Annotated in this window: 23 protein-coding genes and 5 pseudogenes; 14 read left to right on the top strand and 14 right to left on the bottom strand. The window is 70.5% G+C overall.

Annotation, left to right across the window (positions count from 1 at the left end; genetic code table 11):
- The first annotated feature begins 81 nt into the window (after positions 1–81).
- On the top strand, positions 82–714 hold the full coding sequence (locus ACFP2V_RS34445; RefSeq protein WP_381219273.1) for a PadR family transcriptional regulator: 633 nt from the start codon (positions 82–84) through the stop codon (positions 712–714).
- Positions 715–921: 207 nt separating this feature from the next.
- Here ACFP2V_RS34445 and ACFP2V_RS34440 read toward each other — a convergent pair.
- Positions 922–1317, bottom strand: a pseudogene (locus ACFP2V_RS34440) (SRPBCC family protein).
- Positions 1318–1553: 236 nt separating this feature from the next.
- Here ACFP2V_RS34440 and ACFP2V_RS34435 point away from each other — a divergent pair.
- The 3 genes from ACFP2V_RS34435 (at position 1554) to ACFP2V_RS34425 (ending at position 4456) form a co-directional block, all read left to right on the top strand.
- A complete protein-coding gene (locus ACFP2V_RS34435) occupies positions 1554–2093 on the top strand; it encodes a Clp protease N-terminal domain-containing protein (protein ID WP_381219271.1) in 540 nt (179 codons plus the stop codon).
- A gap of 141 nt (positions 2094–2234) precedes the next feature.
- Positions 2235–3248 carry an EamA family transporter gene (locus tag ACFP2V_RS34430; RefSeq protein ID WP_381219269.1) on the top strand — a complete coding sequence of 338 codons (1014 nt, stop codon included), beginning with the start codon at positions 2235–2237 and terminating at the stop codon, positions 3246–3248.
- A gap of 251 nt (positions 3249–3499) precedes the next feature.
- Positions 3500–4456, top strand: coding sequence for a DMT family transporter (locus ACFP2V_RS34425; protein WP_381219267.1), 957 nt, complete (start codon positions 3500–3502; stop codon positions 4454–4456).
- Positions 4457–4556: 100 nt separating this feature from the next.
- Here the strand turns inward: ACFP2V_RS34425 and ACFP2V_RS34420 are convergent, their stop codons facing one another.
- Positions 4557–5243: a pyridoxamine 5'-phosphate oxidase family protein gene (locus ACFP2V_RS34420; RefSeq protein ID WP_381219265.1), complete on the bottom strand. Its 687-nt coding sequence runs from the start codon at positions 5241–5243 to the stop codon at positions 4557–4559.
- Between the two features lie 35 nt (positions 5244–5278).
- Between ACFP2V_RS34420 and ACFP2V_RS34415 the strand changes: the two genes are divergently transcribed.
- Entirely contained in the window at positions 5279–6616 is a 1338-nt protein-coding gene (locus ACFP2V_RS34415) for an aminotransferase class I/II-fold pyridoxal phosphate-dependent enzyme (protein ID WP_381219263.1), read from the top strand.
- A 219-nt stretch (positions 6617–6835) separates the two neighbouring features.
- On the opposite strand, the gene ACFP2V_RS34410 is transcribed toward ACFP2V_RS34415, so the two are convergent.
- From ACFP2V_RS34410 to ACFP2V_RS38790, 3 genes and pseudogenes are all read right to left on the bottom strand, one after another.
- Complete coding sequence (locus ACFP2V_RS34410; RefSeq protein ID WP_381219262.1) at positions 6836–7207, bottom strand: hypothetical protein; 372 nt, start codon at positions 7205–7207, stop codon at positions 6836–6838.
- A 250-nt stretch (positions 7208–7457) separates the two neighbouring features.
- A complete protein-coding gene (locus ACFP2V_RS34405; RefSeq protein ID WP_381219260.1) occupies positions 7458–9281 on the bottom strand; it encodes a multicopper oxidase family protein in 1824 nt (607 codons plus the stop codon).
- Positions 9282–9702: 421 nt separating this feature from the next.
- A pseudogene (locus ACFP2V_RS38790) lies at positions 9703–10124 on the bottom strand (ISAzo13 family transposase); the annotation flags it as partial.
- Between ACFP2V_RS38790 and ACFP2V_RS34400 the strand changes: the two are divergent.
- Entirely contained in the window at positions 10079–10276 is a 198-nt protein-coding gene (locus tag ACFP2V_RS34400) for a hypothetical protein (protein ID WP_381219258.1), read from the top strand. The pseudogene ACFP2V_RS38790 and the gene ACFP2V_RS34400 overlap by 46 nt on opposite strands.
- A 362-nt stretch (positions 10277–10638) precedes the next feature.
- Here the strand turns inward: ACFP2V_RS34400 and ACFP2V_RS34395 are convergent, their stop codons facing one another.
- From ACFP2V_RS34395 to ACFP2V_RS34385, 3 genes are all read right to left on the bottom strand, one after another.
- Positions 10639–10869, bottom strand: a complete 231-nt coding sequence (locus tag ACFP2V_RS34395; RefSeq protein WP_381219256.1) for a hypothetical protein — start codon at positions 10867–10869, stop codon at positions 10639–10641.
- 27 nt (positions 10870–10896) lie between these two features.
- Positions 10897–12345 carry an argininosuccinate synthase gene (argG, locus tag ACFP2V_RS34390; RefSeq protein WP_381219254.1) on the bottom strand — a complete coding sequence of 483 codons (1449 nt, stop codon included), beginning with the start codon at positions 12343–12345 and terminating at the stop codon, positions 10897–10899.
- A gap of 606 nt (positions 12346–12951) precedes the next feature.
- Positions 12952–13419, bottom strand: a complete 468-nt coding sequence (locus tag ACFP2V_RS34385; RefSeq protein ID WP_381219253.1) for a pyridoxamine 5'-phosphate oxidase family protein — start codon at positions 13417–13419, stop codon at positions 12952–12954.
- 132 nt (positions 13420–13551) lie between these two features.
- Between ACFP2V_RS34385 and ACFP2V_RS34380 the strand changes: the two genes are divergently transcribed.
- A complete protein-coding gene (locus tag ACFP2V_RS34380) occupies positions 13552–13761 on the top strand; it encodes a hypothetical protein (protein WP_381219251.1) in 210 nt (69 codons plus the stop codon).
- A gap of 136 nt (positions 13762–13897) precedes the next feature.
- Here the strand turns inward: ACFP2V_RS34380 and ACFP2V_RS34375 are convergent, their stop codons facing one another.
- Positions 13898–14401, bottom strand: coding sequence for a Rieske (2Fe-2S) protein (locus ACFP2V_RS34375; RefSeq protein ID WP_381219249.1), 504 nt, complete (start codon positions 14399–14401; stop codon positions 13898–13900).
- A 199-nt stretch (positions 14402–14600) separates the two neighbouring features.
- On the opposite strand from ACFP2V_RS34375, the pseudogene ACFP2V_RS34370 reads away from it, so the two are divergent.
- A pseudogene (locus tag ACFP2V_RS34370) lies at positions 14601–14747 on the top strand (HipA family kinase); the annotation flags it as partial.
- A gap of 448 nt (positions 14748–15195) precedes the next feature.
- The gene (locus ACFP2V_RS34365) at positions 15196–15639 is read left to right on the top strand and encodes an arginase family protein (RefSeq protein WP_381219247.1); all 444 of its coding nucleotides are present in this window, start codon (positions 15196–15198) and stop codon (positions 15637–15639) included.
- 54 nt (positions 15640–15693) lie between these two features.
- On the opposite strand, the gene ACFP2V_RS34360 is transcribed toward ACFP2V_RS34365, so the two are convergent.
- Together ACFP2V_RS34360 and ACFP2V_RS34355 are read right to left on the bottom strand one after the other, a co-directional pair.
- Complete coding sequence (locus ACFP2V_RS34360) at positions 15694–16023, bottom strand: transposase (protein ID WP_381219245.1); 330 nt, start codon at positions 16021–16023, stop codon at positions 15694–15696.
- 19 nt (positions 16024–16042) lie between these two features.
- Positions 16043–16318, bottom strand: coding sequence for a transposase (locus ACFP2V_RS34355; RefSeq protein ID WP_381219243.1), 276 nt, complete (start codon positions 16316–16318; stop codon positions 16043–16045).
- Positions 16319–16700: 382 nt separating this feature from the next.
- Here ACFP2V_RS34355 and ACFP2V_RS34350 point away from each other — a divergent pair.
- Positions 16701–16868: pseudogene (locus ACFP2V_RS34350) on the top strand (SPDY domain-containing protein); the annotation flags it as partial.
- Positions 16869–16942: 74 nt separating this feature from the next.
- Here the strand turns inward: ACFP2V_RS34350 and ACFP2V_RS34345 are convergent.
- Positions 16943–18109 carry an MFS transporter gene (locus tag ACFP2V_RS34345; protein ID WP_381219241.1) on the bottom strand — a complete coding sequence of 389 codons (1167 nt, stop codon included), beginning with the start codon at positions 18107–18109 and terminating at the stop codon, positions 16943–16945.
- 432 nt (positions 18110–18541) lie between these two features.
- Positions 18542–18733, bottom strand: a complete 192-nt coding sequence (locus ACFP2V_RS34340) for an AMP-binding enzyme (protein ID WP_381219239.1) — start codon at positions 18731–18733, stop codon at positions 18542–18544.
- On the opposite strand from ACFP2V_RS34340, the gene ACFP2V_RS34335 reads away from it, so the two are divergent.
- The 4 genes and pseudogenes from ACFP2V_RS34335 to ACFP2V_RS34320 all read left to right on the top strand — a co-directional run.
- The gene (locus tag ACFP2V_RS34335) at positions 18693–19274 is read left to right on the top strand and encodes a transposase (RefSeq protein ID WP_381219237.1); all 582 of its coding nucleotides are present in this window, start codon (positions 18693–18695) and stop codon (positions 19272–19274) included. The two genes, ACFP2V_RS34340 and ACFP2V_RS34335, sit on opposite strands and share 41 nt — an antisense overlap.
- Before the next feature lie 21 nt (positions 19275–19295).
- On the top strand, positions 19296–19601 hold the full coding sequence (locus ACFP2V_RS34330) for a hypothetical protein (protein WP_381219235.1): 306 nt from the start codon (positions 19296–19298) through the stop codon (positions 19599–19601).
- Between the two features lie 565 nt (positions 19602–20166).
- A complete protein-coding gene (locus tag ACFP2V_RS34325; protein WP_381219233.1) occupies positions 20167–22452 on the top strand; it encodes an FUSC family protein in 2286 nt (761 codons plus the stop codon).
- A gap of 78 nt (positions 22453–22530) precedes the next feature.
- Positions 22531–23270: pseudogene (locus tag ACFP2V_RS34320) on the top strand (ISKra4 family transposase); the annotation flags it as partial.
- On the opposite strand, the gene ACFP2V_RS34315 reads toward ACFP2V_RS34320, so the two are convergent.
- A complete protein-coding gene (locus tag ACFP2V_RS34315) occupies positions 23260–23655 on the bottom strand; it encodes a transposase (RefSeq protein ID WP_381219231.1) in 396 nt (131 codons plus the stop codon). The pseudogene ACFP2V_RS34320 and the gene ACFP2V_RS34315 sit on opposite strands and share 11 nt — an antisense overlap.
- Between the last annotated feature and the right edge of the window lie 159 nt (positions 23656–23814).

Below are 23814 nucleotides of genomic sequence, written 5' to 3'. Positions count from 1 at the left end.
CATCACCGCCGAGGGGCTACCCCGCCATACCCATCTGACCGTTGAGTTTTCCGGTCAGCGATGGAATGGAGAGTGGTTGCGATGCATACCCATGGTTTCGAGCATGGACATGGTCATGGTGGTCCGAGGGGCGGCCGGGGCGACTTCGACAGGCTGCGGGCCGCGTTCGGGCCCTTCGGTCCCGGCGGGCCGGGCGGTCCCGGGGGTCCCGGCTTCGGCCCGGGCTTCGGGCACGGCCCCTGGGGCGGACGAGGGCGTGGCGGGCCCAGGGGGAGGGCGCGGCGCGGCGACGTACGGGCATCGATCCTCGCCCTGCTGAAGGAACGGCCGATGCACGGCTACGAGATGATCCAGGAGATCGCCGAGCGCAGCGGCGGGGCGTGGAAGCCCAGCCCCGGCTCGGTGTACCCCACCCTCCAACTGCTGGAGGACGAGGGGCTGATCGTCAGTGAGTCCGAGGGTGGCAAGAAGCTGTTCGCGCTCACCGACACCGGTCGCACTGCGGCCGAGGAAGGCCCCGAGGCGCCTTGGGAGGAGGCCTCTCGTGGGGTCGACTGGGAGGCGCTGGGCGAGATCCGGCAGGCCGGGTTCGGCCTGATGGAGGCCTTCGGGCAGGTCTGGAAGACCGGTAGCAAGGAGCAGCGCGAGAAGGCGCTCGCCGTCGTCAACGAAGCCCGAAAGAAGCTCTATCTCATCCTCGCCAACGACGACTGAGGTTGAGTGCCGAGGGCGGAGATCCGGTGCCGGGCGGTCGGCCGACGCGAACATGGTGCCCCGTGGAGTGATCCGCGGGGCACTGTCGTGTCTGCGTGTCTGCGTGCTGCGTCCGTGGTGGGTGGTTTTGCGCGGTGGATGGGCAGACCGGCCGGACCGGGTTGGGTCGGGTCGGGTCACCAGGCCGTCGGGTGTGCGCGGCGACTCCTATGGCGCCGCCGTGGCCGAGTCCTTGAGCCTGCCCGCCATCAAGGACACGGCGGCCCCCCCCCGAGAACGTGCCGTCGATGCGGACGGTTGCGGCGGGGCCCTCGGGTGCCAGGGGGTAGCGGGTGGTGACGCCGACCGTCATCGGACCCGGGCCGCGGATGGCGGGCACGCGGGCCGGGTCGAGTTCCTCGACGGTCCGTTCGGCCTCCGCCGTGAAGCCCGTCAGCCGCATGTTCTCCCGGAAGGTCGCGCCCACGGCGAGGGGTGCCGGGCCGCCCGCGGGGGAGTCCGTGGGGTGGCGTTCCGCTCGCCGTACGCGGACCAGTCCGTGAGGCGTGCCCACGCCTTCTCGGCGGGTGCCCCGAGGTGCGCCTCCGCGCTGACTTCGGTCATGTGGCCACCTCTTCGACTCGGGCTGCGGATGGCGCGGAAGGTGGCCCCGAGGGTCGCAGCATTCATAGGGATGAATCGTCAGGCATGTGGTGGCGCGGTGGGCCCCGAGAGGGAAGCGGGGCTGATTCTCCTTCCCAAGGAGGAGATTGCGGCCCGGCGTGTCCACTTCCCGTGGGACGGGAAGATGCTCCCCGTCGGGGATGCCCCGGACCCGCGGGGCTGATGTGGTGGAAGGCGTGCGACACCGTACCCCCCGGCCGTCGGCCGGCAAGGCCCAGAAACAAAGCGTTCACCGCGCGGAAGACGGTGCCGGACTCAGTGTGGAGCTGGCGGCGGTGGTCAGCGGTGCCCGCCGCAGGGCGGTCAGGGACGCGGATCGCCAGATCGACACCGCCCATCTGCTGCACTCGCTGCTGGAGTCCGACATCGAGGTGCGCGCGGTCCTCGGTGAGGGGCCGCGGACCGCCCGGCTGCTCGGCTACCTGGTCCAGCGCAGCATCGGCTACGGCCTGCGCTGGCAGAGCGCCGTCGAGGACTCCGGCTCCGCCCCGGTGGTGGTGCGGGCCGCCGGGTTCTCGCCGCTGGCGGCGGCCGGCCTGGAGTACGCCTGCGAACGTGCCGCACGTCATGGCGGGCCCGCGCGCGGTGTGGACCTGCTCGCGGCGATCATCGTGGACCCGCGGGCGCGGGCGGTGGAGGTGCTCGAGCACGCCGCCATCGACCCCCGCGACCTGTTCGCCCGACTCGAGGCATGGGCCGGCGACCCCGCTCACTGAGAGGCTGAGAGCGTGGTGAGGGCCGGGTGGCTCCCCGCCGGTCAGTGGGTTCCTTCCCGTCGCCGGATCGTCGCGCCTCGCGGTCCAGCCCGTGAGACAGGTGTCATAGGGGGTGACGCTCCTGTCGGCACCTGGCATCATGTGCCGGTGCCTACCTCTGCCAGCACCCGGAACGCCCAAAGCACCCGTGGGAAGGGCGTCGGGCTCGGTCTCGCGCTCCTGTCCGCGGTGGCCTTCGGCGGATCGGGAGTCGCCGCCAAGCCGCTGATCGAGGCGGGTCTGGACCCGCTGCACGTCGTGTGGCTGAGGGTGGCGGGCGCGGCCCTGGTCATGCTGCCGCCGGCCGTGCGCCATCGGGGGCTCCTGCGCAGCCATCCTGCGCTGCTGGCCGGGTTCGGGCTGTTCGCCGTAGCCGGCGTCCAGGCCTTCTACTTCGCCGCCATTTCCCGTATCCCCGTCGGCGTCGCGCTGCTCGTCGAGTACCTGGCGCCCGCGCTCGTCCTCGGCTGGGTGCGGTTCGTGCAGCGGCGGCCGGTGACCCGGGCGGCGGCGGTCGGCGTGGTGCTGGCGGTGGGCGGACTGGCCTGTGTCGTGGAGGTGTGGTCGGGCCTCGGCGTCGATGTGGTCGGGTTGCTGCTCGCGCTCGGCGCCGCCTGCTGTCAGGTCGGCTACTTCGTCCTCTCCGACCAGGGCAGCGACCACGGCGACCGGGCGCCGGACCCGCTCGGTGTGATCGCCTACGGTCTGCTCGTGGGTGCCGCCGTCCTCACCGTCGTCGCCCGCCCGTGGTCCATGGACTGGTCGGTGCTCGCGGGCAGTGCGCGCATGGACGGCACCCCGGTCGCGGCCTTCGTGCTGCTCGCCTGGATCGTTCTCGTCGCCACGGTCGCCGCGTACGGCACCGGAGTGCTCTCCGTGCGCAGGCTCTCGCCGCAGGTCGCCGGGGTGGTGGCCTGCCTCGAAGCGGTCATCGCCACTGTGCTGGCCTGGGTCCTGCTCGGTGAGCACCTGTCGGCACCGCAGATCATCGGCGGCGCGGTGGTGCTGGCGGGCGCGTTCATCGCCCAGTCCTCGGCACCGGTTCGAAGCCCCGACCGCCCGGTGGCGAGTGGGGGAGCCGAAAGGGAGTTGTCCACACCGGGAACGCCGACCTAGGGTGCTGATCATGCATGCGCGCGCACTTGTCCTTCCGCCGCCCGCCGTCCGAGGCGGGCCCTGAGCTCCCCGCGCCCGGCGCGCTGCCGCCGGGCGTCGTGGTGCCGCCCGCAGACGCAGTCCGCGGGTCCCGCGGGACCGGTTCCATCCGGCCCTGATCCGGGACCCCCGTCCGGCCTTTCGCGCAGCGCACGCACCCCTGCGAGTGGTGCGTACGCGCGCGTATCTGTGTGTACCTGCGGAGAGAACACGTGTCGAACACCGTCTCCGGCCTGCCCGTCGGGCGAGGCCTGCTCTATCTGATCGTCGCCGGCGCCGCCTGGGGCACCGCGGGCGCCGCCGCGTCACTGGTCTACCGGACCAGTGACATGGGACCGGTCGCCCTCTCCTTCTGGCGCTGCGCGACCGGCCTGGCGCTGCTGCTCGGCGCCCGGATGCTGGTCCCGCGCGGCCGGACCGTCGTGACCGAGGCGCCGGGCCCCCGGGTGCGGCGGGCCGTGGCCACCGGGGTGGGGCTCGCCGTGTTCCAGACGGCCTACTTCGCGGCCGTCGCCGCCACGGGACTCGCCGTGGCCACCGTCGTCACCCTCGGCGCCGGGCCCGTGCTGATCGCGCTCGGCGCGCGACTGTTCCTGGGGGAGCGGCTCGGCCGGGGCGGGGCCGCCGCCGTCGTGGGGGCGCTCGCCGGGCTCGCCGTGCTCGTCCTCGGCGGCGGGGGGACGACCGCGGACCCGTGGGGCATCCTGCTCGCGCTCCTGTCCGCGGCCGGCTACTCGGCGATGACACTGCTCACCCGGTGGTGGGGGCGGGACGGTGGGCTGGATGCCTCCGGCACGACCGTCGGGGCGTTCGCCGTCACCAGCGTGCTGCTGCTGCCGTTCGCCGTGGTCGAGGGACTGGTGCCGCACACCGGCGATCCCGCTCTGCTGCTGTGCCTCCTGGCGTACGTCGCCGCGGTCCCGACGGCTCTCGCCTACGGCCTGTACTTCGCGGGCGCGGCAGTCGTACGGTCGGCCACCGTGTCCGTGATCATGCTTCTCGAGCCGGTGAGCGCGGCGGTGCTCGCCGTCGCCCTGCTCGGCGAGCGACTCACCCCTGCCATGCTGGCCGGCACCCTGCTGATGCTCGGCTCGGTCGCGGGGCTCGCGGTCGACGAGGCGCGGGGCGCGCGGACCGGGCGGGCGGAGGGGGATGCGGCGCCGGCGTGACGGTGCAGGCCCCTCCCGCGGGAGGGGCCTGCACCTGTCCTCGACAGCCGCGGCCCGGTGACGACGTCCGGCGCGCCCCTTCCGGGGCGGCGGCGTCGCGTCACAGGGCCGCCAGGTACTCCGGCGGTTCCGTTCCGGTGGGCAGGGCGGGGTCCGCGAGCGGGGTGCCGTACGTGCGGGTCAAGGGGACGACGCCGGCCCAGTGGGGGAGGGCGAGGTCCTCCGGCTCGTCGTTCACGCCGCCGGTGCGGAGCTTGGCGGAGACCTCGGTCAGATCGAGGCGGATCACCGCCGTGGCGGCCAGCTCCTTCTTGTTCGCCGGGCGGGAGTCGGCGGCGCGGCCGGGGACGACGTGGTCGACGAGGGCGTCCAGTGCCTGCCGCTTCTCCTCGGGGTCGGTCACGTCGTACGCGAGGCCGTGCACCACCACGGAGCGGTAGTTGAGCGAGTGGTGGAACGCCGAGCGGGCCAGCACCAGCCCGTCCACGTGGGTGACGGTCAGGCAGACCGGCAGCCCGGGGTCGGCCAGGCCCGCCGCGCGCAGCGGGCGCGAGCCCGTCGAACCGTGCACGTAGAGACGCTCGGCGACCCGGGCGTACAGCGTGGGCAGCACCACAGGGGCGTCGTCGCGGACGAAACCGAGGTGGCAGACGTAGCCCTCGTCGAGAATCGCGTGCACCAGGTCCCTGTCGTACGCGGCACGGTCCGGGGAGCGGGTGGGGACAGTGCGCTCGGTGGGCCGGTAAGGGGCGGTGTCGGCGGGCTGCTGCGGCTGGGGCACTGACATGGTGTTCTCCATTGCACTAGTGCATAATTGGCTTTGTGCTAGGAGATTATCGGATCACAGGTCGGCGTGCTGCGGAGATTTCGGCGAGTATCGAGGGCGCGGTGGGTGAAGGGGCGCTCCGGCCGGGCGAACTGCTGCCACCCATGAGGGAGTTGGCGGACCAACTCGGGGTGAACCCCAATACCGTCGCGTCCGCGTACCGGACCCTGCGCGAGCGAGGGGTGATCGAGACCGCGGGCCGTCGGGGGAGCCGGGTGCGGTCCAAACCGGCCACCACGGCGCGCGACGCCGTCCGGGTAGAGGTCCCGCGGGGCGTACGGGACCTCTCCGACAGCAACCCCGACCCCGCGCTGCTGCCTCCGCTGGCCGAGGCCTTCGCTGCCGCGGCCGAACAGGGCGACCGGGAACCGGTGCTCTACGGGCACGAACCCGTGGAGCCCGGGCTGGCCCGGTTCGCCCGCGCCGGGCTGGACGCCGACGGCGTCCCCGACGGCCCCGTCACCGTGACCTCCGGCGCCCTCGACGCGATGGAGCGGGTGCTCGCGGCCCACCTCAGGCAGGGCGACGCGGTGGCCGTGGAGGACCCCGGATGGGGCAGCGTGCTGGACCTCGTGCCGGCGCTCGGCCTGCGGACCGTGCCGATCGGCGTCGACGACGAGGGGCCGCTCCCCGACGACGTACGGCGGGCCCTGACCGGCGGGGCACGCGCGCTGATCGTCACGGACCGGGCGCAGAACCCGACCGGTGCCGCACTGAGCGCGGCGCGCGCGCGGGCCTTGCGGGCGGTGCTTGCGGACCACCCGGAGACGCTGCTGATCGAGGACGACCACGGGCATCACATCGTCGACCTCCCCCTGCACCCCCTCGCCGGCCCCACCCGCAGCTGGGCCTTCGTCCGCTCGGCGGCCAAGGCGTACGGCCCCGACCTGCGGCTCGCCGTGCTCACCGGGGACGCGGTCACCCTCGACCGGGTCCGCGGACGGCAGCGGCTCGGGCCGGGCTGGGTCAGCCGCACGCTCCAGCGCGCGGTGCTCCGCCTGTGGACCGGCGGCGCGGTGGACCCGGTGGCGGTGGCGGCGCAGTACGGGCGGCGCCGGGACGCCCTCATCGGGGCACTGGCCCGCCAGGGGATCACGGCGCACGGGCGCAGCGGCATGAACGTGTGGGTGCCCGTGCCGGACGAGACCGGCGCCGTCGCGCGGCTGCTGCACGCGGGTTGGGCGGTGGCGCCCGGCGCCCGCTTCCGAATGGGCGCCCCGCCCGGCATCCGCGTCACCGTGTCGACGCTCACCGCGGACGACATCGGGCCCCTGAGCGAGGCCATCGACGCGGCGATCGGGCCGGAGGCGGGGGAGCCGAGGACGTACGCCTAGCCAGGTCGTGGTCGCTGTAGACGGTGTCGAGGATCTCGTCCCGGCCGTCACTGTGCACGGTGACCGCCCGGTCGCCGGTGCGGAAGGGCCGGTGGACGACGATCGGCGCGCTGCTCACGTCTCCCGCGGGATCGTGCGGCGAGTCGGCTGCCCGGGCGCGGGCTTCAGGCCGGGGCTCACGGGTTGCCAGGAGCGGTCGGCCGTGGCGTGCCGGCCACGTCAGCGGCGGACGCCGGTGAAGAGTGGTGCCGGGTGCCGGGTGCCGGGCCGCTGGTGGCGCAGGCCGGGATGCTCGAGGCTCTTGGTGCAGCGCTGGGTGGCGCGGGTGTTGAGTCCGAACCGGTCGCCCAGTCGTTTGGCGTCGCCGTCGGTAGCGAGTGCTTCGTACAGGAAACGGTCGTTGCGCGGCGCGTGGGTGGTGAGGCGGGGTCCGAGCTGCAGGTTGATCCAGCGGTGGCCGACGTGTGCTGTTGCCGTGGCGGCGCGGAAGTGGACGAACAGGTGCGGGTCGGCTGTGGTGGGCCACTGGTGGCGGCAGCGGTGGTCGAGGCAGGCGGCTGGTGTCCTGCCGCACCCAAGGCGGCGCCTCACCCCCGCTACCCGCTGCCGCGAGTTGAAGCGGCAACAGTTGGGCGCCGGCGCCATTGGCAGGCTCTGCCCCGAGCGGCGACGCCGGCAGCACACGCCTGGGCAAGCCCGCCCCGCGCCCGAGCGGCCGAAGCCGATGCACGGGGCGGAAGCCGTGCCCGTCCAGCCTCCGCAGCCGAGTGGAGGTGTCAGGGGGCCGGCATCCACCTCGCCCGGTGACGCGCCTTCCCCTCACGGGGCAGCCGCGTGGCTATCAGTAGCCGAGCGTCGTCATCATTCCGGACTCCGAGTGGTAGACGTTGTGACAGTGCAGCATCCACAGTCCCGGGTTGTCCGCGTCGAAATCGGCTACCAACCTGTGGTACGGCAGCACCACGGTCGTGTCCTTGCGGGCGCCGGGAGAGTCGATGCCGGCCAGGCCGTAGGTGTGGCCGTGCAGATGGACGGGATGCCACATGTGCGTGGCATTGATGACGACCAACCGCACCCGCTCACCACGTTCAATCCTGTGAATCCGGTCCGGCGAGTAGGGCCTGTGGTCGATGCCCCAGTTGAATCTCTTCATATCGCCGGTCAGGGTGAGTCTGATGTGACGGTCGGGTTTGCGCCGGTCCAGGGCCACGGATTCGTGCGGCTGTAGCCGCCGGGCCGAAGCCAGCACGTTCCGGTTCAGCTCCGCCGGACGCGCGGAGGGCTTCGGCGTAGCGCCGCTGCCCGCGCGCAGGACGGCCATCGCCGCTCCGCCTTTGCCCTCGGCGAGCGCAATGAACGGGAAGACCCCGCTCTTCACGGTGATGAGCGCGTCGTACCGCTCGGCCATGCCCAGGAGCACCGAGTCGACCTTGTGGTGCTGTACGGGGAAGCCGTCGCTGTGGGTGACGGTGAGCTGGTGGCCCCCGAGCGCGACCCGGAACGGCGTCTCAGCGGCCGCGTTGATGATGCGTAGCCGGATGCGTTCGCCGGGCTTGGCCTTGAACTGCGTGGGGTCGGCCGAGGTCCGCCCGTTGACCAGGTAGTACGGGTAGCCGATACTGCCCGCGTGACCGCCAAGTAGTTCGCTGAAGGCACCCTTCAACAGCCGGTAGGTGCCCTTACCGTCGTGCGGCGGCGCCGAAGGGGCGTCGTCCCCGCGACCCGGCACATGGGCCTGGGGCGGCCCGTACCCGGCGTCGATCCCTCCGCGGGGGCGGGAAGGTGAGTCATCACGCTCTCGCTCGCCGCGGGGGCGGGAAGGTGAGTCATCACGCTCTCGCTCGCCGCGGGGGCGGGAAAATGAGTCATCACGCTCTCGCTCGCCGCGGGGGCGGGAAAATGAGTCATCACGCTCTCGCTCGCCGCGGGCGTCATGGTCGTCGTCGTGACTCGAGCCGTGCCCCATTGCGGGTTTGCCCTTGCGGAGCCGCGCGAACACGTCCTGTGGAGTCGAGCCGTTCACCCCGTCGATCCAGTCGTCGAGGACGATGACCCACTCCCGGTCGTAGGAGAGGGGCTCATTGGGGTCGTCCACGATCAGTGGTGCATAGAGACCGCTGTCGAGTTGCAGGCCCAGGTGCGGGTGGAGCCAGTAGGTGCCGGGGTACGGGACGTGGAAGCGGTACGTGAACGATGTGCCCGCTGTGATCGGCCGCTGTGTCACGTTCGGCACGCCGTCCATGTCGTTGCGGACGGCGACGCCGTGCCAGTGAACCGTGGTGGCTTCCGGCAGATGGTTGTTCAGGGTCACTTTGAGCGTGTCACCTGCGGTGACACGGACCTCGCGGCCTGGCAGCTCGTCGTTGTACGTCCACGTCCTGACGGTGTGTCCGCCCCCCAGGTCGACTGTGCTGGGAGTAGCCGTGAGGATCAGCCCTCGTGCCGGTCCTTCGCGGCTCGGATTCTCTGCGGGCGGTGCCTGTGTGCCGTCCCGCGGAGGGGCGGATCGCGCGGGCGCGGCGCCCGCGGCGTCCTCGTGGCGGTTCCGGTCCGGTGTGCCGTCCGAGCAGGCGGCGAGCAGGCCGGATCCCGCGGCGGCGATCCCGGCGGCGAGTACGGCGCGGCGGGGTTGAGAGGTCTGGCGATTGTGTTCCTGACTGAACATGGCTCTCCGGTCGGTCGCACACTCCCCCACCCCTGACCGGGGCGGCCGCGGGTGGGGCTGGACGCAGCACGACCCAGCATGGGACACCATGCCCGAAATAGCCGGAATATAAGATTATCGTCGCTGCTGACCTGGGGCTCCCCCGCTGCGCGGGTGTGGCTGACTGGCTGGTCAGGGCGGGTTGACGTGGTTTCAAGTTCACTGGTTCGGCCGCTGCCTGGTCGGCGTAGTGCTTCTCCTCGCACTCGATCGGGCTGGGATAGCCGAGCGGTTTCCGGATGCGGCGAAAGTTGTAGAAGCCATCTATGTACTCGAATCGGCATCCACAGGTTCTCCGCCGCTGGAGGTCTCCCGTACGGCTCTCCACAAGTACGTGCCGGAGTCGGCGGCCGGCCGGGGCTCCCCATGGGCTTGCAGATCATCAACATGCTGTCTTGATCTCGCTGGGGTCGTTGGTGAGGGCGATGACCCGGCCCTGGAGGGTTACGAGGGCCGCGGACGGGGTGGGTGACGGGGGAAGCCGATGCCGTGTGCCTCGAACAGCCTCCTAATCTTCAGCAGGGTGTGGTGCACAACGGTCCGGCTACTGCCAAACAGCAGGGCGAGCGGTCCCGCGACCGGGGAAACTCGCAGGTGGAGCACGGTGGCCGGGAGCTGTTCGTCGAAAGCGAGCCGGGGCGGGCGGCTGCGCGGGCCATCACCGTCCGGGGCCAGGGTCTGGCTCCGGACGTCCGGTTGCTGCGGGGGCGTCCCGGTCAGCGCGGGGTCGGACAGCAGCGCCTGGTCCCCTGGGACTGGTGGCTTCGGCGCTCGGGGCGCCGGGATGGCGCAGGCCGGCCGCGGGGGCAGCCGCCGAGCACCTGCGCGCCGCCTACCAGGCCGCCACCCGGCCCCACCGGCCCGCGCTGTCCCACCGTCACCCAGCGGCAAGGGGGAGGGCGGGCGGCTTCGCCGAGGGCAGTCGGGGCCGGCTGGTCGGCGAGGCGGAGACATAGGACTGCCTCGCTCGTACGGGCACGTGCCGTGCTACCCGCACGGCGACACCGGCCGGGGCCCGGCCCGCTGCGGACTCCGGTGACCGACACCACAAGGCCCGGGCCCGGGGCAGGTGCGGGACAGCGAGAGACGGCTGCGGCAGCGGACCGTCGAGTTCAAAGAGCTTCGGGAGAGCGACAAAGCCGAGATCGCCCTGCTCCGGACCGACCGTGAGACGCTCGTCAGAGCCGTGCACCGACTGTCGGTGGAGAACCGGCGACTGCGGGCCGAACCGACCGCTCCCGATGCCCGGGTGCGGGTGCCGCCGACCCGGCCTTGCGGCTGAACGGGCCGGGTCGAGACTGGGCGCCACGGACGTGACTCACGCGGTGACACCGAGCTCGGTGCGGTTGCGATGGATGAACTCGCGGACGGCCTGCTCGCGACGCCAGAGGGCCAGGACCGTGTCGAACTCGCGGACGTGCTCCTTGGCCCGGCTGGACTGGACGCGGGCGAGGAGGTCGACGGACCGGTTGCCGAGAACGATGCCGTGGCCGAGGTCGCGGGCTGGGACAGCTCGGTCTTGTGTGCAGACCGGCCGTGATCTGCACACAAGACCTGTGGCTCTGAGGCGATGTGCTCAGTCGGTGCCGAATTCCATCGCGGCGCGGTCGAGCATCTCCTCGTCGCCGGAGACCTCGCCACGCGAGGCAATGGCCTCGGCACCGCCCTGCGGCATCGCGCCGATCAGCCCGGTCGAGGCCGCCTGGGCGGCACCGACGAGTGCGGCCTGGCCGGTGCCGACCATGCCGAGGCCCGCGTACTGCTCGAGCCTGGCGCGCGAGTCGGCGATGTCGAGGTTGCGCATGGTGAGCTGGCCGATCCGGTCCACCGGGCCGAACGCCGAGTCCTCGGTGCGCTCCATCGATAGCTTGTCCGGGTGGTAGCTGAAGGCCGGGCCGGTGGTGTCGAGGATCGAGTAGTCCTCACCGCGCCGCAGCCGCAGCGTCACCTCGCCGGTGACCGCCGAGCCGACCCAGCGCTGCAGCGACTCGCGCACCATCAGCGCCTGCGGGTCCAGCCAGCGGCCCTCGTACATCAGCCGGCCGAGGCGCCGTCCCTCGTTGTGGTACTGGGCGAGGGTGTCCTCGTTGTGGATCGCGTTGACGAGGCGTTCGTACGCCGTGTGCAGCAGTGCCATGCCGGGCGCCTCGTAGATGCCGCGGCTCTTGGCCTCGATGATCCGGTTCTCGATCTGGTCCGACATGCCCATGCCGTGGCGGCCGCCGATCGCGTTCGCCTCCATCACCAGGTCGACCGGGGAGGCGAACTCCTTGCCGTCGATCGTCACCGGGCGGCCCTGGTCGAAGCCGATCGTCACATCCTCGGTGGGGATCTCCACCTCGGGGTCCCAGAACCGCACACCCATGATCGGGTCCACGGTCTCGACACCCGTGTCCAGGTGCTCCAGGGTCTTGGCCTCGTGGGTGGCGCCCCAGATGTTGGCGTCGGTCGAGTACGCCTTCTCGGTGCTGTCGCGGTAGGGCAGCCCGTGGGCGAGCAGCCACTCCGACATCTCCTTGCGGCCGCCGAGCTCGGAGACGAAGTCCGCGTCCAGCCAGGGCTTGTAGATGCGCAGGTGGGGGTTGGCGAGCAGGCCGTAGCGGTAGAACCGCTCGATGTCGTTGCCCTTGAACGTCGAACCGTCGCCCCAGATCTGTACGTCGTCCTCGAGCATCGCCCGAACCAGCAGGGTGCCGGTGACGGCGCGGCCGAGCGGAGTGGTGTTGAAGTAGGCGCGCCCGCCCGAGCGGATGTGGAAGGCGCCGCAGGCGAGCGCGGCCAGGCCCTCCTCGACCAGGGCCGCACGGCAGTCGACCAAGCGCGCGATCTCGGCACCGTACGTCTTTGCGCGGCCGGGCACCGAAGCGATGTCGGGCTCGTCGTACTGGCCGATGTCGGCGGTGTAGGTGCACGGGACGGCACCCTTGTCGCGCATCCATGCGACGGCGACCGAGGTGTCGAGGCCGCCGGAGAAGGCGATGCCGACACGCTCGCCAGTGGGCAGTGAGGTGAGAACCTTGGACATGGGAAGAGTATGCATCGTTATGCATGATCATGCAAAATTTCGACCGGCTCCTTCGATCACAAGCCCGCGCGGGAGCCGGTGCGGGCGCCTTGCGCCTCAGTCGGTCGGGGTGCCGACTGAGGCGCATCGCCTACGACCTCCAGGTGGACCCCCGCCCGATGCTTCCCGCATTCAGGTCCCCACCCTCGCCATCGGCTGCGCCCAGGACCTCGCGGCCCCGGTGGGGCGCAGCCGCGCCCTGCACGCCGTGCTCGCCGACAGCACCCGCGCCGAGACCGACTCGGGTCAAGTGGCGTTCTTCGAGCAGGAGGGCATCTTCGTCAGGTTCATGACCGAATTCGCCGAAGGAACCGTCCGCCGGCTGGGAGGACGTTCCCGTCCCAGACCAGATCCACCGCCCGCTCGACCTCGACGAACACCCGAGGGGGCAGTATTTGGAGGAGATGGAATCTCAACGCGCAATACGTGACAGGGGACCGCAGTGCCAGGCGTGGTCGATGGCCGGCAAGTGCCTTGGCCTGGTGGACCAACCGCTGGTGCAGCCTTCGAACGCCTCCACGGTGACACGGCTGGGTTCGATGCCGGACCGCCCCCACGACCCGCTCGCTACCGCGCGCCCAGCTTTCGGAAGTCCCAGGAGACGATCTTCTCCGGGGTCAGCCGCATCCAGGCGTGCCGGCCGTCGTGCGGCATTTCGTCCAGGTTGAAGTTCTTGCGCGCGAACAGCGTCTCAGGGAAGTCGAGTTCGGCGCGGAGTTCGCCGGTGCGCGGTATCTCGCCCACGAACTCCACCCGCCCGGACAGTTCCGCACCGCACAACTCGTCGTACTCCTCGCCGGTGTCCACCACGATCGCAACCCGCTGATCTCGGCGCAGGTCCGCCCAGCGCTTGGAACGCACCACGGAGTACAGCCACAGCGAGGTGCCGTCCCAGGCGAACCAGAGCGTGCTCACATGCGGCGCGCCGTCGGCCGACACCGTGGCGACCCGGCAGGTGCGTTGAGCGGTGAGGAAGTCGTCCAGTTCGCCCGGCGTCATCATGATCTTCCGGCCCCGGCGCTGCGTGGCAGTCATGCGGCCCTCTCTTCTCTCACGTCGTGCCAGAGGGATCCTCTGACATCACGTCAAAAAAGGACGAGTCGTCATCCTTCTTCGTGCAAGGGCGGCCCACCTCACCCGTCCGGCCGTCGACGACCAGGGTGAACCGTGTCGTCGTGCAAAGGACTTGGCGATCCGCCCGACCCGTCGACCACCGTGCTCCTCACCGGCGAGTGCCAGGAGGGCGTCGTCGGACAGGAGGGCGTCGTCGGAACCGTCGGAGCAATGTCCCGACTCGCCGAGGCGGCCCGCACCTCCGGTGCCCTCGACGACATCGGCCTGCTGGTCGACGTAGCCCACGAGGAGGTGCCCAGATGATCCCCGCCGTCGCCGACGGACGCCATCGCGGGGGCGCCCGTCGACTGCACCCTCGCGGTGATCGCCACTCTCGCGACCACCGACGATGTGCCGGCCCTTATAGGCCGTCAGTGCTGTACGGTCCGGCGCCGACGGATCACGCGAGCGTGATCGAGTCCCCGCTGACGGTGATCTCCATGGCAGGCAGCGGCTTGGTCGCCGGACCGCTCTGCACACTGCCGTCGGCGATCGAGAAGCTGCTGTTGTGACACGGGCAGTTGATGACCCCGTCGGCGACGCTCTTCACCGCGCACCCCTGGTGGGTGCAGGTCGCCGAGAACGCCTTGAACTCGCCCGCCGTAGGCTGGGTGACCACCACCTTGCTGTCGGCGAAGACCTTCCCGCCGCCCTCGGGGATGTCGGCGATCGAGGCGAGCGCGTTACTGGCTGCCGCGTTGGCGTCTGTGTTCGCTTCGTTTGTGCTCGCTTCGCTGTCGCTGTCCGGGGAGCCGCTGGGGGCGGTGGAGTCCGCGGACGAGCCGGAGGACTCGTCGGAGCCTCCGCAGGCGGTCAGCGCGACGGCGAGGCCCGCCACTCCGGCCGCAGCCACGACGGTTCGGCGGGCCGGTCCTGATGCGAGCTGATGCGATGCGCTGGTCATACGCGTGTTTCCCTTCCGGGGGGTTGCGTGATCTGAGGAGAGGTACGCTCAGCGGGGCCGTGCTGTTCAGGTACTGCCAAGCTTGACCCGCGCACGGTCAAACGGGCGCCAGCCACAGCTGTCGTTTCCCTGTCGGGGTGCCGCCCCCCTGCCAAGCCGTCTGTGACATGCGGTGATGCGCCGTCAGTAGCCTGGGGCGATGCTCAAGGAAGTGATCGCGACCCGTTACATCACGCCCCTGCGCGAGGGCGGCTCGCTGCCGGGACTGATCGAGGCCGACGACCTCGGCACCTACGTTATGAAGTTGTCCACTTGGGGGAGCGGACCTGCGGTGATGTGGTCAGAGGAGTAGCTGACCTGCGTGGATGAGTCTTTCAGCGTCTTTCGGTGTTATGCCGTGTTACACAGTCGATCCTCCCCACAGGCTCCCCGGCAGCGCAGATTCTCTCCAGGTTCTCCCCAGGGAGTGCCCTTGCCGAAGACCTCGGTGAACCCGGAGCCGGCACTGCCGTGAGATCGCTCAGTGACTACTGCAGGGTGGATGCTACGCCGGTCCGCCGAGACGAAAGCGGTTGCTGCGGCCGGGGTCCTCAAGAAGCCGTCCTCTTTCCGAATCTGATGTGCGGGTTCCCGCAGGTCAGGTGTGATGTCTGCGGTGCTGGGACAGGCTGGTTCCGTCGTGTTCGTCCTGGCGGGTGCGAAGGTCGTGGATGCCGTCGATGCGGGCAGTGCTGGAGGGCCGTGAAAGGGCCGCGTTGGTGAGGGTGGAGGAACTTCGGGCTGAAACGGAGCGGGTGGCGGACGCTCTCGCGGAGGAGGAGGAAATACTGCGGCACCGGGCGATCGGGCTGGAGCAGGATCTCGAGGCGCTGGCCGAGCAGGAGGCGCCCGCCGTGGCCGCGCCCAGCGGGCCGATTGCGGTGGAGAAGGCGGGGTCGGCGCCGGGGCGGGAGCCTCGCAGGCCGGTGGCCTGTAGGGAGAGCGGGGTGTCGATGAAGGTCCTGGGACGGGATTACCGGTGGATCATGGAGGCTTTCGACAGCTTGGACGGGACGGGCCTGACGGCGAGGCAGGTGGCCGTGCACCTGGGCTGGGACACGGCTGTCGCCTCAAGGGTCGAGGGTGCGCGGGGCAGGTTGAAGCGGCTGGTGGAACGGGGCCGGCTCCGTGAGGAGCGGCCTGGTCTGTTCACACTGCCGGCAATATCCGGGCCTGGGCCGGCTGCCGCCGCGGCGTAGTGGCGGTGCGGCGGGCCAGGAGGCGGCTCATGAGCATGGTCATGGACCACAGGATCAGCGCCTCGCTGCTGGGGTGTGCGCTTCGTAGTCGCGGGCCAGGCGGCGGGAACGCATCAGCCACGCCAGACTCCTTTCCACGACCCACCTGCGCGGCAGGACACGGAATCCGCGCAGGTCGTCGCTGTGCTTGACCACTTCGAGGGTGAGTCCGAGGGTGCGGGCGGCCCAGTCGACGAGGTGGCCGGTGCAGCCGCTGTCGGCCCAGACCAGCCGCAGTTTCCGGAAGCCTTTGCGCAGGGCGGGCAGCATCGCGGTGGCAGCGTCCCGGTCGGTGGTGGCCGCCGGTGTGACCAGCACCGACAGCAGCAGTCCGAGGCAGCCCACGATCAGGTGCCGTTTACGCCTATTGATCTTCTTGTCGCCGTCGAAGCCGTGTGTCGTTCCTGACGGTGGCGTCGGCCTTCACCGACTGTGAGTCGATCACGGCCGCGGTCGGCTCGGTGTTCCGGCCCTCCGTCTTCCGCACCCGCTCCCGCAGCCGGTCGTGGAGTTCGCGGATCAGCTGGTCGTCCCGCCAGCGACGGAAGGACGCGTACACGCGTTTCCGGGGCGGGAAGTCCGCGGGCAGGTTCCGCCACTTCACGCCGTTGTCGACCAGGTACCGGATCGCATCCAGCATCCAGCATCCAGCATCTGGCGGTGGCAGTGGCTTTCCGGGCGACCGCCCCGGCCGTCCGTCCACGCCGACGCCGGAAGCGCGACCCGCACCACCGCCCATTCCGCGTCGGTCATGTCGCTGCCGTAACGGGGCCGTCGGCCGGGATGGTCGGCCGCGTTCCCGAACCGGTGGGCGAGACAGCCTCACCCCCGGGTGGACCAACTGGAATCCGCAGGCTCGGTCACGTACAACTGCGACACAGGGCCTCCTGTGGTGCCGACGGATTCGACACCCGCGTGCTACCAGGAGGCCCTTCCTATATGCGCGCGCAGCGGCCAACTCACCGGTTCCATACCGCCGTTCGAACACCAGCGGCCATCCGCCCGGAAAGAGGACGGCTCCTGAGCCGTTGATGGGCGCACCCTGCTTGTGGGCCGCGTCGTTCGCCGCCAGCGTGCCGCACGACCTCGTCGCCGCGTTTGCCGCCTCCCTCAGCTCCACCGCACCGGTCCTGCGGCGAGTGCTTCCCGAGAGCACCAGGGGTCGGCTCCTGCGAGCCCCAGCCGACTGACGACCGCGCACGCTGTCGGTTCTTTGGGCCACGCACCCTGCCTCCGTGTGCGGCTGGCGCATGGTCGCCGGCCCTCAGGAGTTGCCCTGCGGAACTGTGACGGGGGCGGCGCCTTTGCCGAAGGCGCGCATGGCGAGGGCGCCGGCAAGGGGGCCTGGCGCCAGGAGGAGGAAGGCGTAATGCCAGCCGATGGCCTCGGCCAGGAGGGGGGTGAGCTGGATGCTGATGACGGTGAAGGCGAACCCGATCGCGGTCTGGCCGGTCAGAGCCGTCCCGATGTAGCGGTGGTCGGCTACCTCGCTCAACGATGTCGAGAACACCCCTGAGTCCGCGATCACAGCAGCACCCCACAGCGTGCAGAAGGCGAACAGAAGCAGCGGCGGAGCGTGGAAGAAGAACGGGGAGAGCAGGCAGCACAGGCCGCTGAGAAGAAGTGCTGCCAGGGCGGCGGGAGAACGGCCGAAGCGATCCGCCCCCCAGCCGCCGAGCAGGCAACCGGCTGCCCCGCCGATCCCCATGGTGAGGAACACCGTGATCCCCACCGAGCCCGGGATTCCCCTCGCGTCAGAGGCCGCCAGCAGGAAGGACGGGATCCAGGTCCACAGGGCGTAGAGCTCCCACATGTGTCCGAAGTAGCCGAGATTGGCCAGGCGCGGCCCGCGTTCGGTGAACATGGTCAGCGCGTACCGGGGGTTGCGGGCGGGTGCGGCCGGCGCTGCGTGGGGGCCGAGCCGGACGAGGGCCAGTGAAATGACCGAGCCCAGGAGCCCGGCTGCTGCTGCGGCGAGCAGAACACCGCGCCAGGGCAGCGAGCCCACGCCGGCGATGAGATGGGGAAGAGTGGAGCCAAGGGTGAGGGCGGCGATGAGGACGCCCATGGTCCTGCCCCGTCCGGCGCTGCCGGACCAGGAGGCCATGAGCTTCATGCCGGTGGGGTAGACCCCGGCCAGGAACATCCCGGTCATCAAACGGAGCGGGACGGCGACGGCCGGCCGGTCGGCGCACAGGGCCAGCACCACGGTGCAGGCCGCGGCTGCCGCGGCGCTGGCGGCGAGCAGGCGCTGGGGCGGGACGCGGTCCGCCAGGTTCAGGGCGGTCGAGGCCACGGCCCCGGCGACGAAGCCGAACTGCACGGAGGCCGTCAGCCATACCGCGCCGCCGGCCGTGAGCCCCCAGTCGTTCCGCAGACTGGGCACCACCGCCGACATGGAGAACCACACAGCGAGACCGAGCACTTGCACGGCAGCGATCGCTCCGCGTTGCACACCGACGTTCACAGCTGCCCCCCTGGGCCGAGGTCTTGTTCCTCTGCTCTCGCGCGCTACGGCCGAAGGCCGACCCTGAACACCCCGAGACCGCGAGCCCGGTTCGCCCCCGCCCGGCAGTCAGCCGCCCATACGACGCGATCGTCCCGGCGGGATTCTCCACGAGTACGAACATGCCACATGACCTGCGCGGACAGGTTTTCGGCAAGGGTAACGCGGTCGAAGGTCCACGCTCAGCGTGTGTACCCCAGGTCGACGCGTATGGGAATGCCGCAAGCTCGGCCCAGAGACGCTCAGCACGCGCCCCGCTGCAGTGAGTGCCTCAACAGGGTTCGAACCTGTTGGGTAATGTCCGCGTTGTTCCGGGTGGAGAGACGACGGGCGTGATCGCATCCCCGGGCCAGGTCTTCAGGCTCCTGCGTCGGCGAGTGTCTTCAGGCTCTTTCGGCCGATCTTGCCCAACCTGTTCATGGGAAGCTGATCGAGGACATGAACCTCAGCAGGCACGTACATACGGCTGAGTTGCTCCGTAACCCACGACTGAAGGTCATCAGCCCGGATGTCCCCCTCGCCGGTAGTGGAGACGAACGCGACAGGCACCTCACCCAAGTCGGCGCTGCACCGGGTCGGGAAGAAGGTCCTCGGGGTCGGGGTGCTGTGGGCGCACGACGGCTCCGGGCGGGGTAAGGGCAAGCTCGGGTTCGGCAACACCTGGGTCATCTGTGCGGTCGTGGTCCGCCTGCCGTTCCTGACCAAGCCGATCGCGCTGCCGGTGGCCGCCCGGCTGTGGCGGGGCAAGGACACCGCCTCCCGCACCGACCTGGCCCTGGAGATGGTCCACGACCTGGCCGCACTCTTCCCCAACCGCACCCTCCACGTCACCGGCGACGCCGCCTACCACTCCGGCAAGGTCGCCGACCTGCCCGGAACCGTCACCTTCACCACCCGGCTGTCACGCAACGCCGCCCTGTGCGAGCCCATCCCGCCCCGGACGAACAAGCGCGGCCGGCCTCGCAAGAAGGGCGCCGCACTCGGCTCGCTGACCACCATCACCAAGGCGGCGAACTGGCGTCTGACCGTCGTGGAACGCTACGGACGCACCGAGTTCGTGTGGATCACCGAGCTGGAGTGCCTGTGGTAGGGCGCCTTCAAGGACCTCCCCGTGCGCCTCGTGCCGGTCCGCGACCTGGACTCGACCAACCCGTACGACCTCGCGCTGGTCGGCACCGACCACATCAGCACCACTGACGACCTGGTCGAACGGTACGGCGCCCGCTGGCCGATCAAGTCGGTCTTCGAGCACATGCGCGGTGACCTCGGTGTCGGTCAGGCCCGCAATCGCCCCCGACGCGCGGTCGAGCGCACCGTACCCTTCGGCCTCGCCGTCTACACCATCGTCGTGCTCTGGTGCACCGCCCACGGACACCACCCCGCCTACATCATCGCTCGACTTTGCGGCACATCGTGATCATGCAAGTCAACGCCTTGCGCGATCCGACACGGCGAGTCGGCGTCAAGGTAAGATTCGTACCTGAATACCCAGACTTGCACCCTGCGTGATGAGTCGATAACGGCTCATGATCGCGATTCGCCGCAAAGTCGAGAGCACCGACCGCCGGACACACCAGCCGTGGTACACGACCAAGACGACCCCGGCGTTCAGCGACATGGTCGTCAAGCTCCACCGGACGATCATCACCGCCCGCCATATTCGCAACCTCGCAGGTCAACCCAGCCGCGAGGAAATCGCGGCGGTCATCCACGCCTGGGAAACCGCAGCGGCACAGAGCACCCCGCACCAAGATCACGACCCGCTGCAAAGTCGAGCAGACGGCCGACAACGGCACCCGTCTCATTTACGACTCTGCCGACGGCGCCCTGTCCGTCCATCAAGACGGACACTCCGTGGCCGCTGCCTGTGGCGTCTCCCCGAGGTTCTCGCCCTACTGCGGCACATCGCGGCTCAGGATGGATGGAAGACACTGCTCAGTTGCCGTGCCACCACCTCACCGAGGCGGATTGCGATGATTCAGATGCGTCAGTTCACCGCGTGGTTGCGCCGCCGGGATCCGGGCCTCGCCGCCATGCGGAGGGCGGCCAGGACCGCGGTGGTGATGCCGTCCCTCTTCGCGCTGTGCACCCAGGTCTTCCACGCGCCGGTCATGGGCACCTTCGCCGCGTTCGGCGCGTTCGCGATGCTCTTGCTGGTCGAATACACCGGCCCCGTGGTGCAGCGGCTGCGCGCGCATGCGGCGCTCGGCACGGCCTGGCTGGTGCTGGTCTCACTGGGCACCCTCGCGTCGCGGTCGGTCTGGATCGCGACTGCTGCAACGCTGGTGGTGGGCTTCGTCGTGCTCTTCTCGGGCGTGGTCAGCTCGGTCCTGGCCGGCGCCACGACGTCGCTGCTGTTGGCGTTCATCCTGCCGGTATCTTCGCCCGCTTCCCTGGCCCAGCTGCCCGACCGGCTGATCGGCGTGGTGCTGGCGGCCGGGACGTCCGTGATCGCGGTCTGGCTGTTGTGGGCGAGGGCGCAGGCCGATCCGCTCAGCGCGCCGGCGGCTCGGGTCTGCCGAGCTGCGGCGGTGCAGTTGCGCACCGATGCGGACTACTTCACGGGCCGTGCCGCAGGCCCCGCCTTCGGAGAGTGCCGTGCCTGCGCCCAGGAGACCAGGTCGAGCACACAGAAGCTGCGGCAGGCGTTCACCGCCACCCCCTACCGGCCCACCAGCCTGTCCACCGGGTCCCGGGCACTGGCCCGCCTGATCGACGAGCTGACCTGGCTGAGCGCGATCCTCGCGGAGGCCGCCCCCGCCGTCGAGGACGGTTCGACGGGCACCCGGCAGTCCTCAGTGGTGCGCAGGGCCGCTGCCGCCGTACTGGAACTGGCGGCGGAAATGCTCGATGATCCGCGCATCACGCCGGACCGCCTGCGCGCCGGGGTGGAGGAGCTCCGTCATGCATTGACCGCGCTGGAGGACGGGGCAGTCAACCGGCTGCCGATGCCGGACGGCGGCTCCGGTGGCAGGCGTGGCCTCGACACCTTGGTCGACAGCCTCGACGTTACCTTCCGGGCTCAGGAGGTGGCCTTCGTCGTCCTGCAGATCGCCCGGAACGTCGACATCGCCCGGACCGCCGATCACCGCAGCTGGCCGGACCGCCTGCTCGGCCGCGAGCCCGGATCCCCGACCAGTCGCCTGACCAGCGCCACGGAACGCGCCGCCGCACATGTCGAGCCGCACTCCATATGGCTGCACAACAGCATCCGCGGCGCCATCGGCCTGGGCATCGGCATCGCACTGGCCGACGTGACCGGCGTCCAGCACGGCTTCTGGATCACGCTGGGCATCCTGTCGGTGCTGCGTTCCAACGCTCTCAGCACCGGGCAGAACGTCTTCCGCGCCCTCGGCGGCACCCTGGTCGGCTCGATCCTGGGCGCCGGTCTGCTCCAGCTCATCGGACACAACACGACCGTGCTGTGGATCCTGCTGCCCGTCGCAGTGATGGCCGCGGGCGTCGTCCCGGCCGCGATCTCGTTCGCCGCCGGGCAGGCGGCCTTCACGCTTACCCTGGTCATCCTGTTCGACATCGCCCAGCCAGCGGACCTGTCGGTCATCCTGTTCCGTATCGAGGACATCGCGCTCGGCTGTGCGGTGAGCCTGGTCGTCGGCCTACTCTTCTGGCCGCGCGGCGCGTCCGCCGCCCTCGCCAGGGTGTTGGCGGAGGCGTATGTCGACAGCGCGCGCTATGTGCTCGGGGCAGTGGGCTATGCGGTGTCCTGCTGTACTTTCAGGCCCGAAACCATCGAGCGCCCGCAGGAGGGCCGCCGGGCGGCGGCCGCGGCGCGCCGACTGGACGACGCCTTCAGGACCTATCTGGCCGAGCGCGGAGCAAAGGACGTCTCGTTGTGCGAGACGACGACTCTGATCACCGGTGTCGTAGGGCTCCGTCTGGCCGCCGACGCGGTCCTGGAGCTGTGGCGGCGGGCCCCGAGCGGCCGACCGCTCGAGGACCGCGCCGCCGCGCAGAGGGAGCTGCTGGTCATGGCGGAACGGGTCTTCCGGTGGTACGAGACCCTGGCCGAGGGGCTGGAGAGCGAAGGGCCGGTGCCGGAGCCTCTGGAGTCCGACCGGGAGCACAACGCCCGGCTGGTCGAGGCGGTCCGCCGGGACCTGCGTGATGCGGACGGGCGGGCGGCGGGGACCGGCATCCGCATCATCTGGACCGGCGACCATCTGGAAGCAGTGCGGCGGCTCCAGTCGCCCATCGCGGCGGCAGCCGGTCACGCCGACACGCGCGTTGCCGCGATTGGATCAGTTTGACTCCACAGGTGCCGACCACCCACTCAGTCGCGCTTGGCCAGAGCCTGCGGCTCGGCGAACACCAACTCGCCATTGGAGCGCGACGTGCGCACCGGGCCGAAGGCCAAGCGCAAGTGGCTGACCGCCTCCCTGGTCCACCCGCCCGAGCCGAGGGCACACCCTCTGGGGGAGTGATCGCTGACGCCTTCGAGCAGGCCGAAGATCAGGCCGAAGCCCGCGACCCCGCCCACCGGCGCGACTGGGTCGTCCTCGTCGACGGCGCCCGCCACCAGCTCGACCTCCTTCACAGCGAGGCCGCCCGGCGCGGCATCGACGTGCACGTCCTGCTCGACTTCGTGCACGTCACCGAGTACGCCTGGGGTGCGGCCCACTCCTTCCACCAGTCCGGCGAAGCGGCCGCCGAAGCCTGGGTCGCCGGTCACCTCACCACCATCCTGCACGGCCAGGCCGCCCGCGCCGCCGCCGAGATGGCCGCCCAGACCGACCGCGAACACTTATCCGCCAGGAAACGTGAGGGCGTCGACGCCTGCGTCCGCTACCTCACCGGCCACCTCGGCCAGCTGAACTACGACACCGCACTGGAGAAGGGCTGGCCGATCGCCACGGGGGCCATCGAAGGGGCCTGCCGCCACCTGGTCGGCGACCGCCTCGACATCACCGGCGCCCTCTGGAGACTTCCCGGCACAGAAGCCGTCCTCAAACTCCGCGCCCCGACCGACAACGGCGACTTCGACGCCTACTGGCGCTTCCACCTCGACCGGGAACACGAACGCCTCTACCCAGCCCCCGAACAGGAGGAACTCGACCTCACCGCTTGATCAGGATCTTCCCCGAGAGGAAACCGCACCCGTGCTGGAATACCACTCCGACCGGCTTGGTGCTCTTCTTCTGCGCCTGGGTGTCGTCGATCACCAACGACGCGTCCCGGTCGCCGAGGTCCTGAACCACGTAGTCGCGGACCGCGTCGCGCAGCAGGTCGGCGTCCCAGACCGAGCCGTTCAGCAGCCACTGCATCCGGTCCGGGGTCACGTGTCCGGCCCGCTCCGACAGCGTCCAGCCGTTCTTCTTCGGCAGCTCCGCCAGCAGCCCCTCGACGTACTGCGCGAACACCACCCGTGGCTCAGGGCGGTTGAACAACCTCCCCAACGAACCCTTCAACGCCGTCAGTTCCGCGTCCCACCCGGCTATCTGCTCAGCCGCCACACCCGTCATCATGTTCGGTCAACGAGGATGGCGGGACACGGTTACAAGATCTCCGGCTGTAGCACCAGGGGCCGCGACCTGCAGAAAGCAAGATGAAACGGGCGGTGTCAATTCGTTGAAGCAACACCTTCGGTCAGGGCTCGCTGGAAGGCTTCCTGT

It is taken from the genome of Streptomyces incanus (assembly GCF_042656345.1).
Lineage (GTDB): Bacteria > Actinomycetota > Actinomycetes > Streptomycetales > Streptomycetaceae > Streptomyces > Streptomyces incanus.
The sequence above is the reverse complement of the archived record's forward strand: the minus strand, read 5'-3'. Positions and strand labels throughout refer to the sequence as shown.